Source organism: Sphingopyxis sp. OAS728 (assembly GCF_014873485.1).
In the GTDB taxonomy this organism is placed as follows: domain Bacteria; phylum Pseudomonadota; class Alphaproteobacteria; order Sphingomonadales; family Sphingomonadaceae; genus Sphingopyxis.
The window spans coordinates 3,069,363-3,081,554 of sequence record NZ_JADBDT010000001.1 but is presented as its reverse complement, the minus strand read 5'-3'; the positions used below and the strand labels follow the sequence as shown (position 1 = coordinate 3,081,554).

Genomic DNA, 12,192 nt, shown 5'->3' with positions numbered 1-12,192 from the left:
TCTGCCGGCCTTATTCTTGTCCGGTCACGCGCGCGCGTTGTTCGGCGCGGCCCATCGACAGCAGGATCGGGTCGGCCGCCTGCCGCGCCGCGAAATCGCCCTTGCTCGAAATACCCTGCCAACCAATGCCGATCAGCGATTGCGCGATCGCGCCGCCAAGCGTGTCGCCGGGTCCGGGCAGGATGATGACGTCGGGGGCATATTCCTTCACCGCGACCTGCACCGAAAGCGCGAAATCATAGGGCGCAAGGATCTGATGGCCGAACGTATAATCCCACATCATCGCCGGATCGCTCGCATGGCGGCGCCAGATATGGCCGCGCCCGTCGATCAGCGGCAGCGCCGGGCGATGGAACAGCGAGTGCGGCAATTCGGCCATCGCCTTGTCCGAACTGCCGAACATCAGCGGGGTGTGGAACGGCCCGTGGCCCGCGAGACGGAGCGGGTCGCGCCCGGGGGTCGGCGGCGCTTCGGCAAGCAGGGCGGCGAGGCCCTCCTCATTGCCCGCGAGCACGAGCATGCCGGCAAGATCGATCGAGAGCGCCAGCGCGTGGCCGGGGCGCGAGCCGATATCGGCGACGAGTGCTAGCAGGCTTTCGCGGAGGCCGGGGACGGCGCGCCAATCCTCATCGACAACCTGCAGCAAGATCTGCCCGCCGGGCCCGTGCGTCTGGCTGTTGAGCCCCATCGCATTGCTGATGCGGAAACCATCCTCGACCGACACCGCGCCGCCGAGCGCGAGCGCGCTATACCAGCCCATCGAATTGCCGGCGACCGCGACGATGTCATAGGCGTCGCGATCGATGCTGAGAAAGTCGAGCGCGGTCGCGGCGTAGATCAGCGGCGCCGCGACATCGCCGCGCATGTGCGTCGCGACGCTGAAGCGGTCGGCGCCGTCGAGTTCGCTCACCGTCGGCTGGCCGCGCTCGCGGCGCTGGGCGTCGAAATTGGCGATGAGGTCGCCGAAGCGCGCGCCGTGCAGCCGCGCGATGCTGCCAAGCTCGCCCTTGCCATAGGTACCGCGGCCCGGCGCCACGACGAGCGCGGTCTTGCGCGCGCTCATGCCAGAAGCTCCTTCGCGGCGGCATAGATCGAATCGCGGCTCGGCAAGGTCAGCGTCGCGGCTTTGCCTAGCGGGATGAAGCTGTCGTCGGCGGCGATGCGCTTCAATTTCTTGTCCGGCGTGCGCTCGACGAAGGTCGCCATCAGCGCCTCGCTCTGCGATCCGGTGATGCGGCATTCGTCGACGATCAGGATGCGCCCCGCATCGCCCACCGCGGCGACGAGCTTGTCCTCGTCGACCGGGCCGAGCCAGCGCAGGTCGATGACGCGCGCTTTGACGCCATCGGCGGCGAGCAATTTTTCGGCCTGCCGTGAGTAGTAATAGCCGTTGCCATAGGTGACGATCGCGAGGTCGGTGCCATTGCCATGCACCCCAACGTCGCCGAAGTGGATCGGTGCGCCGTCGCCGGGGGCTTCATAGACGCTCGTCCACAGGCCATCGCCCTCTTCGTGCAGGTCGCGGGTCATGTAGAGCGCGATCGGCTCGACGAAGACGACGACGCGCTGTTCCTCGCGCGCGAGCCGCACGCATTCGCGGAGCATCGCGACCGCATCGCGCCCATTCGACGGCACCGCGAGGATGACGCCCGGAATGTCGCGAAAGACGGCGAGGCTGTTATCGTTGTGGAAATGCCCGCCGAAGCCCTTTTGATAGCCGAGACCCGCGATGCGGAGCACCATCGGGTTGGTATATTGCCCGTCCGAGAAGAAGCTCAATGTCGCCGCCTCGCCGCGGATCTGGTCCTCGGCATTGTGGACATAGGCGAGGAACTGGATTTCGGGCATCGGCAGAAAGCCGTTATGCGCCATGCCGATCGCGAGCCCGAGGATCGCCTGTTCGTCGAGTAGCGTGTTCACGACGCGCGCCGAACCGAAGCGCTGATGGAGCTTGGCGGTGACGTTGTAGACGCCGCCCTTTGGCCCGACATCCTCGCCCGCGACGACGATTTCCTTGTACGCGAGCATCAGGTCGGCGAGCGCCCAGCTCAAGAGCCGCGCCATATGCTGTGGCTTGTCCATGGCGCCGGCGTCGCTGCCGAACATCGCCTTGCGATCCTCGTCGGTCGGGGTGTTGGGGCGCGCCACCTCGCGCTTCGGCGGGATCAGGCTGTCCATCACATGCGCGGGCGTCGTGATCTTCGGCCGCTGGATCGCCGCCTCGGCCTGCCGCGCCAGGGTCGCACCGATATCTTCATAGGTTTCGGCGATTTCGGCGGGCGACATCCAGCCATGCTCCGCCATCAGCGCCGCGCCGGCGAGCAACGGGTCGCGCGCCTCGTCGGCCTCGATCAGCGCCTTGGGCAAATAGGCGCCCTGCACGTCCGAGCCCGCGTGACCATAAAGCCGCACAGTCGCCATATGGAGGAAGACGGGCTTGCGGTACCGGCGCGCATAGTCGGCCGCTTCGGCGGCGCCGGCATAGGCCGACACCAGATCGGTCCCGTCGCATTTGATATAATGCAGCCCCGCGCGGTGACGGAACTGTGCCTCGATCCACCCCGTCGGAGTGCGCGTCGAAATGCCGATGCCATTGTCTTCGCAGAGGAAGATAAGCGGCATCGGTGACCCCTGAAACGCCGCCCAGCCCGCGGTGTTGAACGCGCCCTGCGCGGTCGAATGGTTCGCCGAGGCGTCGCCGAAGCTGGTCAAAACAACGGCATCCTCGGGGAGTGGCAGCCCGGTCATGCCGAGGCGACGCGCGATACCGATCGAGAAGGCGGCACCAACGGCCTTCGGCAGATGCGAGGCGATCGTCGAGGTTTGCGGCGGAATATTGAGCGGCTTCGACCCGATCACCTTGTGCCGGCCGCCCGAGATCGGGTCTTCGCTCGACGCCGCGAAGCTCAGCAGCATGTCCCAAGTCGGCGTCCCGCCCGGAAGCTGGCGCGACCGATGGAGCTGGAACGCATTCGAGCGATAGTGGAGGAACGCCATGTCGGTGACGCGCAGCGCTGCGGCGACCGCGGCATTCCCCTCATGCCCCGACGATCCGATCGTATAGAAGCCCTCGCCGCGCGCCTGCAGGTGGCGCGACAATCGGTCCATCTGACGACTGGTGAGCTGCGACAGGAAGATGTCGGTCGCCTCTGCGCGCGACAGGCCGGCCATCGCCGGATCGGGCGCGTCGGCGCGATCGGGCAGTCGTCCTTCGGCCAGCGCCGCAAGGAATTTTTCATGTACCGCCTGCGCCGCGTCCACCTTGGTCCTCCGTCAAAACTCTTCGCGCGCTAGAACGGGGCAGTTTTGCGCGCAAGCTTGTCTTGCCTTCCCGATGAGGCTCGCGCTACCACTTAACGCGATGATCGACCGGGGCGGGACCAATATTTCAACATGATATCCTTGTGGATCGCCCAGACATCGGCCGCGGCCGACGCGTCGAGCCCCCAGGGATATGAGGGCTGGCTGCTCGATCCCGAACTTGTCGATCCCGGCTATAGCCAGACGATCGCGGGCGGCGAGATCCAGACCGCCTTTCCGCCGCCGCCACCCCCGCCACCACCTACACCCGAGTGGCTGAAATCGCTCTTCAACGGGATCGGCAATTTTTTCGAGTGGAGCGCTCCCGCCGCCAAGCCGCTGATGTGGATCGCGGTCGCGGCGCTGGCGCTGGTCCTCCTCTATCATTTCGTTCCGGCCTTTGCGCAGTGGGTCGACAATCTGCGCTTCGGCCGCAAGGCACGCGACGACGAAGCCGATCACATTGGACAGGCCGAGGCCGGCGCGGCGCGCGCGCTGCTCGCCGAGGCCGACGCGCTCGCCGCCGAGGGCCGCTATGCCGAAGCGGTCCACCTTCTCCTCTATCGCAGCGTCGAGGATATCGAGGGCCGCCGTCCGGGGCTGGTCAAACCCGCGATGACGTCGCGCGATCTCGCCGAGGCAGAAGGGCTGCCTGCGGTCGCGCGCGATGCATTCAGCCGTATCGCGCGCGCGGTCGAGATCAGCCTGTTCGGCGGGCGGTCGATCGACGCGGGCGCGTGGCAGACGTGTCGCGGCGCCTATGCCGAGATGACCGTGCCGAAGAATTGGGCGCGCGCATGAGCGGCGCGGCGGCGGCCAACGACGGCTTCAACCCGCGCCTGATCGCCGGCGTTGTGATCATCGGCATCGTCGCTTTCGTCGCGCTGTGGGCGCTGATCGCGCTCGGGCCGCAGATCAGCAGCGGCAATGATGGCGGCGGCCATGCGCTGTCGAAGGCGGCGCCGGGCTATGCCGGCATCGTCGACCTTGTCGAGCGTGCCGGCGGCCATGTCGAATTGCGGCGGCGGGTCGAACCGACCCAATATGACGATTATACCCAGCTCACCATCCTGACCCCGACCGCGCGCACGCGGTCCGACGAGATGAAGGAGCTGTTCGCGGCACAGGGCGACGCGCCGGTGCTGGTCGTGCTGCCCAAATGGGCGGCGGGCGGCATGCCCGGTCAGGCGCCGAAGCCCGGCTGGGTCAGCGGCGGTATCGCCGTCCTGCCCCCGGCGCGGCTGCTGCCCGAGGAATATTTCGGCAAAGTCCGGATCGGCCGCGCCAAATGGGCCAATAAAAATGCGCGCGGCCGGGTCGGTGGGCACGACATACGGCTGATCGACCCGGCGCAGCTCCACACGATCAGCGGCGACGGCCTCGACCCGCTGATCACCGCGGCGGACGGCAGCGCGATACTGGCGCGCGCGCGCGACCGTGATCTTTATGTCCTGTCCGACCCCGACCTCATCAACAATCTGGCCTTTTCGACGCGTGACAAGGCGGTGACGGCGGCAAGGCTGGTCGATGCGATTGCCGAGGATGCCAATGCCGATGGCCTCGCCTTTGACCTCACGCTCAACGGTTTCGGCGGGCAGCGCTCGTTGCTGCGCTTCGCCTTTGTCCCGCCCTTCATCGGGATCACGCTCTGCCTGATCGCTGCCGGACTGCTCGCGCTGTGGCAGGCGTGGGTGCGTTTTGGTCCGGCGCTGAAACTCGGCCGCGCGATCCCGGTGTCGAAGGCGGCGCTGATCGCGAACAGCGCCGACCTGATCCGGCAGGCGCGCCGCGAACTCGACGGCGCCGACGCCTTTGTGAAAAGCCAACGCAGCGCGATCGCGCGGCGGCTGCACGCCCCCGGCGGGCTCGACGACGAGGCGACCGACCGCTGGATCGACAAGCATCTGCGCGGCGGCAGCGACCTTTTCTCCTCGCTCGCGCGGCGCCTGCCGCTCGCGCGCAACACCCATGAGTTTCTGGCAGACGCGCAGGCGCTGCACGACATCAGGAAGGATTTACTCCGTGACAGCTAATCCCGTCGCCAAAAGCGTTGAGAGCGTCCAGGCGCTTGGTGCCGCGATCGAAGGCGAGGTCGCCAAGATCGTGTTCGGGCAGGGGCCGCTCACCCGCATGGTGACGATCGCGCTGCTCGCCGGCGGGCATGTGCTGCTCGAAGGCCCGCCGGGGACGGCGAAGACACTGCTTGCACAGGCCTTTGCCCGCGCGACGGGGCTCGATTTCGGGCGTATCCAGTTCACGCCGGACCTTATGCCCGGCGACATATTGGGATCGAACCTGTTCAACTTCCAGACGTCGAGCTTCACGCTGACCAAGGGGCCGATCTTTACCGAATTGCTGCTCGCCGACGAAATCAACCGCACGCCGCCCAAGACGCAGGCGGCGTTGCTCGAGGCGATGCAGGAACGCCGCGTCACGATCAATGGCGAGGCGCATGTCATGAGCCCGCGCTTCACCGTCCTCGCGACGCAGAATCCGATCGAGCAGCAGGGTGTCTATCCGCTTCCCGAGGCGCAGCTCGACCGCTTCCTGTTCAAGCTCGTCGTCGACTATCCCGCCGCCGACGAAGAACGGCGTATCGTCGCCGACCATGGCGGACGCTTCAAAAGCCCCGCGGTCGGCGATTTCGGCGTCACCCAAGTGGCCGATGCCAAGACGATCGAGGCGGCGATCGACACGATCGCGACCGTCCGCCTCGCCGACGAGATCGTCGACTATATCGTCCGCCTTGTCCGCGCAACGCGCGAGAGCGCTGACCTTGAATGCGGCGCGAGCCCGCGCGCCGCGACGTTGCTTGCGCGCGCGGCGTGCGCGGCGGCGGCGCTCGACGGACGCGACTATGTGATCCCCGACGATGTCCAGCGCCTCGCCGCGGGCGTGCTGCGCCATCGCGTCATCCTGTCGGCCGCAGCTGAGATCGAGGGCCGCAACGTCGAACAGGTCGTCGCAGCGCTGCTCGAACGCGAGGAAGTCCCGCGGTGATCTACCCGACCCGCCGCGCGATCTATTTGCTGCTCGCGGGCGCCCCGATGGCGCTCGCGCTCGGGCTGGTCCGGCCCGAGCTGTGGCTCGCCGCGCCCGGGTGGATCGGCGTGATTATCGCCTGCCTGATCCTCGACACCATCGCGGGCGCCAACCCCCGCCACCTGTCGCTCGACGCGCGCTTTCCGCATCAGGTCGGCGTCGGCGATCCCTTCGACCTGTCGCTCAGTGCGAGCGGGCGGGCGGTGCCGCCGCGCGCCGAACTCGCGCTCGCACTCGACGAACGGCTTGCCGGGGGTGGCCGACTGGCAGACGACATGCGCCGAACGAGCACGGGCGACGCCCTCGTCCGCACGCTTTCGCTCACTGCATCGCGGCGCGGACAGGCGCTGGTCGAGGCGCTGTGGATCCGCTGGGCCGGCCCCCTCGGCCTCGTCTGGAAACAGCGCAAATTTGCGATCGACGGCGCAATCCATGTCGTTCCTAGCCTGCGCGCGGTTACCGATGAAGGCAGCCGGCTGTTCCAGCGCAATAGCTGGTTCGGCCTTCGCCAGCAGAGGTTCCGCGGCGAGGGCACCGAATATGAGGCGCTCGCCGAATATCAGCCGGGGATGGACCGGCGCGCGATCGACTGGAACGCCTCGGCGCGCCACGTCAAATTGCTCGCAAAGGAATATCGCGTCGAACGCGACAACCGCGTCGTGCTCGCGATCGACAGCGGGCGGACGATGGCCGAGCCCGTCGGCGGCATGCCGCGCGTCGACCGCGCGGTCTCGGCGGCGCTGCTGCTCGCCTATGTCGGCCTGAAACTCAACGACCGGATCAGCTTCTTCTCCTTCGCCGCCAAGCCGCAGACGCTGACCCCCGCCTATATGCACACGCAGGATTTCCCCGCGCTCCAGCGCGCGGCGAGCCTGATCGACTATGCGCATGTCGAGAGCAATTTCACGCTCGCGCTCACCACGCTGAGCGCGCAGCTCAACCGCCGCTCGCTGATCATCCTGTTCACCGAATTCACCGACGCGACGAGCGCCGACCTGATGATCCGCGCCGCCGGACGGCTGGTGAAGAAGCACCGCCTACTGTTCGTCGTGATCAAGGACGAGGAGGTCGAAGCCGAGGAGCGCCGCCGCCCCGAAAGCGGCGCTGACGTCACGCGCGCCAACGTCGCCGCGGCGATGCTCCGCGACCGGCAGCTCGTCATCGCGCGGCTCCAGCGGCTGGGTGCCGACGTCCTCGAAGTACCCGCCGACGCAATGGGCGCGAGCGCGGTCGAGGCCTATCTCGGTATCAAAAGGCAGGGCAGCCTGTGATTCCCCCGGCCGCCCCCGCGCGTATGATCGACGCCCCCAGCTTTTCGACGAGCCGCTTTCGCGCCGAGCGCGAGGCCGACTGGATCGCGTTCGACCTGCTGCTCACCAAGCTCGAAAAGAAGGGCGCCGCGGCGCTGACCAGCGACGAGCTGCTGCAACTGCCCCTGCTCTATCGCGCCACCCTGTCGTCGCTGTCGATCGCGCGCGCGACGAGCCTCGACAAGGCACTGCTCGACCATCTCGAGGCGCTGTCGATCCGCGGCTATTTCCTCGTTTACGGCGTGCGCGAAAGCCGATGGAACCGCCTTCGCCGTTTCTTCCTCTACGACTGGCCCGCCGCGATCCGATCGGTGTGGAAGGAAACGGTGATCATATCGCTGATCATCCTGCTCGGCGCGATCACCAGCTACTCGCTCGTATCGAATAACCCCGAATGGTATTTCAACTTCGTCGACGAAGAGATGTCGGGCGGGCGCGACCCGCGCGCGACCGCCGAATATCTCCAGTCGACGCTAGGCCATGGCAAGGCGGCGAACGAGAGCGAAAGCGAGAGCGGGCTGCATATCTTCGCGACCTATTTGTTCACGCACAACAGCCGCGTCTCGATCCTGTCCTTTGCACTGGGCTTTGCCTTCGGCGTGCCGACGATGATGCTCGAATATTATCAGGGGATCGGGCTCGGCGCGATGATGGCGGTCTTTGCGGGCAAGGGCCTCGGATATGATTTCGGCGGCTGGCTCTTCATCCACGGCACGACCGAGCTGTTCGCCGCGGCGTTGTCGGGCGCCGCTGGGCTGCGCATCGGCGCCGCGGTCGTCTTTCCGGGCGCGCGCGGGCGGTTGCAGGCAGCATCGGACGCTGGACGCACCGCGGGCAAGGTGATGGTGGGCGTCATCATCATGCTGTTCGCCGCAGGACTGCTCGAGGGATTCGGGCGCCAGCTGATCACCGACACGGTGCTGCGCTATGCGATCGGGTCGTTGATGCTGCTCTTCTGGCTCGGCTATTATTACATCCCGCGCCGCGAGGATGTGACATGACCGCCGCCGCCGCCAACGCCAAGTCGCGCGCCGCGCGGGCGAAGAAGATCCGCCAGTTCATCACGCCCGAGGGGGTCGATCTCGAGCTCAAGATCGCGAGTTCGGGGCTGCGCTTCGGCGCGCTGCTGGTCGACCTGATGCTGATCGTGCTCGCGCTGTTCCTGTTTTCACTCGTCATGCTGTGGATCGGGCTTGCCTCGCAATCGGATGTCACGGTCGTCGTGTGGATGCTCGGCGCCTTCATACTCCGCACCTTCTGGTTCGTCGGCTTCGAACTGGGGTCGCGCGCGGCGACGCCGGGAAAAAGGATCATGGGCATCCGCGTCGTCGCACGCGACGGGGGGCGGCTGACCGCCGATGCGGTCGTCGCGCGCAACCTGATCCGCGAGCTCGAACTGTTCCTGCCGCTGATGATGCTGGGGGTCGGCGCGTCCGAGGATATGGTGTCGGGGTGGACGGTGGCCGCAGGCATCTTATGGTCGCTGACGCTCAGCCTGTTCCTGCTGTTCAACCGCGACCGGATGCGGATGGGCGACCTGATCGCGGGCACCTGGGTCGTGATGGCGCAGCGCGCGAAGCTCGACGCCGATATCGCGACGAGCAGCGCGGGCGAGACAATGGCGTTCAGCGAAAGCGAACTCGCGGTCTATGGCATTTTCGAGCTGCAGGAACTCGAGCGCGTGCTTCGCGGCAACGATCCGCGCGCGATGCGCGAGGTCGCCGACGCGATCCGCGCCAAGATCGGGCGGCCCGTCGCCGAAGAGGATGACGTCTTCCTGCTTTCCTACTACCGCCAGTTGAAGGCCCGGCTCGAACGCAAATTGCTGTTCGGCAAGCGGCGAGAGGATAAATATGCCAGCGACTGACACGAGCGTCACCCAAGCCCTGCATGCCCGCCGTTCGGTGCGCGCCTTCACCGGCCAGCCGGTCGATCCGGCGCTGTTGAAAGAGGTATTTGCGGCGGCGCAGCGTGCGCCGTCGGGCGGCAATCTCCAGCCGTGGCAAGCGACGCTGGTGACCGGCGAGCGGTGGCAGGCGGTGAAGGACGCCGTCGCCGCGCGGACCGCAATGGGGCGCGAGGGTTATGAGCCCGAATATGATATCTATCCCAAGGGGCTGACCGAGCCTTGGGAAGCGCGCCGCTTCGGCGTCGGCGAGGCGCTGTACGCTTCGCTCGGCATCCCGCGCGAGGACAAGCGCGGCCGCCTCGCTCAGTTCATGGACAATTACCGGGGTTTCGGCGCACCCGTGATGCTTTTCCTCCATTGCTCGCGCATCATGGGGCCACCGCAATGGTCGGACATGGGCATGTGGCTGCAATCGGTGATGCTGCTGCTCGTCGAACATGGCCTTGCGAGCTGCCCGCAGGAATGCTGGGCGATGTATGGCGCGACGATCCGCCGCACGCTCGGCCTCGACGACGGGCAGATTTTGTTCACCGGGCTCGCGATCGGCTATGCCGACACCGCAGCGGCGGTGAACCAGTGGCCGGTGCCGCGCGTACCGCTCGAAGACGTGATTGATTGGCAGGGATTTTGACGATGATCAGCAGGCAGCCGGGTATTCGCTATGGCATCGCGGGCGCGTTGATGCTCGTCGTCGCGGGCTGCGCGGCGATTCCGCAGCCCGAAGCCCCGCCCCCCGCGCCGCGCCCGATCGCTCCCGCGCCAACGCCGACGCCGCTCCCGACCCCAGTTGCGGGCTGGGAAGACCGCGCGGTCAACGCTGGCGCATGGCGCTATGACGCGGGCAGCCGCACGGCGGCGTTCGTTCCGACGGGCAGCGCGAACCCGCTGCTCAGCCTGACGTGCAGCGGCGGCGGCATCCGGATGACCTCGACGCTCGCGGGCAACGTCAGCCTGCGCACCAGCGCGGGGACCGACCAGATCCGCTTCGACGACGGCAGCGCGAACCTGACCAACCGCGACCCCCGCCTCGACCGCATCGCCTTCAGCCGCGGCCGCTTCGCACTCGAAACGCCGAGCGGCGGCGCGCTGACGCTGCCGGTCCAATCCGAAATCGGACGCGTGATCGAGGATTGCCGATAGTCGGGATGTCGGCCTTGGGGTAGGAAGCGGACGCGATGCGTTAAATGGACGCTGTCAATGGCGTCCTTTAGCTTTGTCAGCTTGATACTGGCCTGCCGCAACCGCGTTTATGCCGTCGGTCGCCGATTCCACTTCCTTGGAAAAAATACGCCATTGGCCTCGACGGCGCTCACAAACGTATCGAGCTTTTGCAACCGTATACTCGCCGGTGTATCGGCCATCCATATCGACGCGACGAACAATCTCTTTTACCCTGACGATTTGTCGGTTTTCAATGACATTGTATATCCGCCACTCTCGCGCAGTGGTGCTATATTTTGGGCACGGTCCGTTCAATTTTACCCCGTTCCAATTGTGGCGTGGTCTGGTGGGGTGTTTGGAGAAACCATCGGTCCAAGTCAGGGGCTCAACTGCTTCGCTAATCTGACAATCGACCGCCTCATTCCAGTATCGGATGGCGCTAGCGCAATTTGGAGCGGGCAGTTTCATTGCACCCGCCTCCGTCGAAAGAAGGGTGAGAACGGAAACAGTGAAGCAAATTGTCCGCATTACGCGAGATTTACAGATAAGATTGATGTCCGCAATCGGTCGATTTGCTGCCGTTGCATCTAGATCGAAACCGATTGGCCGCTTCGGGGTGGTGAGCTGTCATCGTCCAACACCCCTTCGTCATCCCGGGCTTGACCCGGGATCCCGCTTTTTTTGTATCGACCGGCGTAGATATCAAGCGGGACCCCGGATCAAGTCCGGGGTGACGATAAAAGGGAGTGTCCCCTACCGGTCGTTTCAAGACGAAAGAAAGAATGCTTTCCTACATTATTCGGCCGTGCCAGCCTCTACGCTGGCTCTTTGGATCGTCGAGACCTTCACCTACGCGCGAGCAATATCCGGCATGCCGCTAAAGCGACAAAGGAGACAGTTTCGGCGCGCTTGTCCGTATCCTTTGTCGCCTTAAGACCACCAAGGACATAAATCGAACAGGCGCATGCGGTGCTTTTGCGGCTTTAGCCGCCCAGCTGAACCGTTCCGCCCTTGATCCAGCCCCAGCGGCACGGACCCTGATATTCGCGGGCGTTCTGCACCGACTTGCCGACGCCGCACATGTCGGGATCGGTTCCGGGCGCAGCAAAAACCACACCGAACCAGGCGTCGTTCTCGGCCGCTTCGCACAGCGACACATTCGCGCCGCCCGCGAGCTTTGCCTTGACTGCGCGCGTCTCGTTCGGCGCCCAATAGACGTCGGTTCCGCCCGCCTTGACGCGGCTGATGCTCGAACAGGCGGGCAGGCTCGGCCCCTCGGTGCCGATCATCACCGCGCGCGTCGCGAGCGGCTCGCCCGCAACGGCGGGCGCGTTTTCGGCGGGCGGGGTCGGCTGGCTGCACGCAGCGAGCGAGGCAGTCAGAAGGGCGGCAGCGGGGATGAAGAGACGATGTTTCATGCCCCCGAAACTAGCCGCCACGGCGTCCCCGCGCAACGCTCGTCGCCACAGG

General features: G+C 66.1%; 12 protein-coding genes. 8 read left to right on the top strand and 4 right to left on the bottom strand.

Translation table 11 applies throughout. The annotated features are described in order from the left end of the window. Nucleotides 1-10: 10 nt before the first annotated feature. The gene (locus GGC65_RS14615) at nucleotides 11-1,063 is read right to left on the bottom strand and encodes an ACP S-malonyltransferase (RefSeq protein WP_192647833.1); all 1,053 of its coding nucleotides are present in this window, start codon (nucleotides 1,061-1,063) and stop codon (nucleotides 11-13) included. Beyond that, nucleotides 1,060-3,261, bottom strand: a complete 2,202-nt coding sequence (locus tag GGC65_RS14610) for a thiamine pyrophosphate-dependent enzyme (RefSeq protein WP_192647832.1) — start codon at nucleotides 3,259-3,261, stop codon at nucleotides 1,060-1,062. Before GGC65_RS14610 ends, GGC65_RS14615 begins: the two co-directional genes overlap by 4 nt. Nucleotides 3,262-3,393: 132 nt before the next feature. On the opposite strand from GGC65_RS14610, the gene GGC65_RS14605 reads away from it, so the two are divergent. From GGC65_RS14605 to GGC65_RS14570, 8 genes are all read left to right on the top strand, one after another. After that, entirely contained in the window at nucleotides 3,394-4,101 is a 708-nt protein-coding gene (locus tag GGC65_RS14605; protein WP_192647831.1) for a DUF4129 domain-containing protein, read from the top strand. Beyond that, on the top strand, nucleotides 4,098-5,333 hold the full coding sequence (locus GGC65_RS14600; RefSeq protein WP_192647830.1) for a DUF4350 domain-containing protein: 1,236 nt from the start codon (nucleotides 4,098-4,100) through the stop codon (nucleotides 5,331-5,333). The genes GGC65_RS14605 and GGC65_RS14600 overlap by 4 nt, the downstream gene beginning before the upstream one ends. A 97-nt stretch (nucleotides 5,334-5,430) precedes the next feature. After that, nucleotides 5,431-6,300: an AAA family ATPase gene (locus tag GGC65_RS14595; RefSeq protein ID WP_225941174.1), complete on the top strand. Its 870-nt coding sequence runs from the start codon at nucleotides 5,431-5,433 to the stop codon at nucleotides 6,298-6,300. After that, complete coding sequence (locus tag GGC65_RS14590; protein WP_192647828.1) at nucleotides 6,297-7,613, top strand: DUF58 domain-containing protein; 1,317 nt, start codon at nucleotides 6,297-6,299, stop codon at nucleotides 7,611-7,613. Before GGC65_RS14595 ends, GGC65_RS14590 begins: the two co-directional genes overlap by 4 nt. 23 nt (nucleotides 7,614-7,636) lie before the next feature. Further along, nucleotides 7,637-8,653, top strand: coding sequence for a stage II sporulation protein M (locus tag GGC65_RS14585; protein ID WP_192649546.1), 1,017 nt, complete (start codon nucleotides 7,637-7,639; stop codon nucleotides 8,651-8,653). Further along, on the top strand, nucleotides 8,650-9,519 hold the full coding sequence (locus GGC65_RS14580) for an RDD family protein (RefSeq protein ID WP_192647827.1): 870 nt from the start codon (nucleotides 8,650-8,652) through the stop codon (nucleotides 9,517-9,519). Before GGC65_RS14585 ends, GGC65_RS14580 begins: the two co-directional genes overlap by 4 nt. Next, entirely contained in the window at nucleotides 9,506-10,192 is a 687-nt protein-coding gene (locus GGC65_RS14575; protein WP_192647826.1) for a nitroreductase family protein, read from the top strand. Before GGC65_RS14580 ends, GGC65_RS14575 begins: the two co-directional genes overlap by 14 nt. 2 nt (nucleotides 10,193-10,194) lie before the next feature. Further along, complete coding sequence (locus tag GGC65_RS14570; protein WP_225940827.1) at nucleotides 10,195-10,701, top strand: hypothetical protein; 507 nt, start codon at nucleotides 10,195-10,197, stop codon at nucleotides 10,699-10,701. Between the two features lie 54 nt (nucleotides 10,702-10,755). On the opposite strand, the gene GGC65_RS14565 is transcribed toward GGC65_RS14570, so the two are convergent. Together GGC65_RS14565 and GGC65_RS14560 are read right to left on the bottom strand one after the other, a co-directional pair. Continuing rightward, nucleotides 10,756-11,190: a hypothetical protein gene (locus tag GGC65_RS14565; protein ID WP_192647825.1), complete on the bottom strand. Its 435-nt coding sequence runs from the start codon at nucleotides 11,188-11,190 to the stop codon at nucleotides 10,756-10,758. A gap of 515 nt (nucleotides 11,191-11,705) precedes the next feature. Beyond that, nucleotides 11,706-12,140 carry a hypothetical protein gene (locus tag GGC65_RS14560; protein WP_192647824.1) on the bottom strand — a complete coding sequence of 145 codons (435 nt, stop codon included), beginning with the start codon at nucleotides 12,138-12,140 and terminating at the stop codon, nucleotides 11,706-11,708. Between the last annotated feature and the right edge of the window lie 52 nt (nucleotides 12,141-12,192).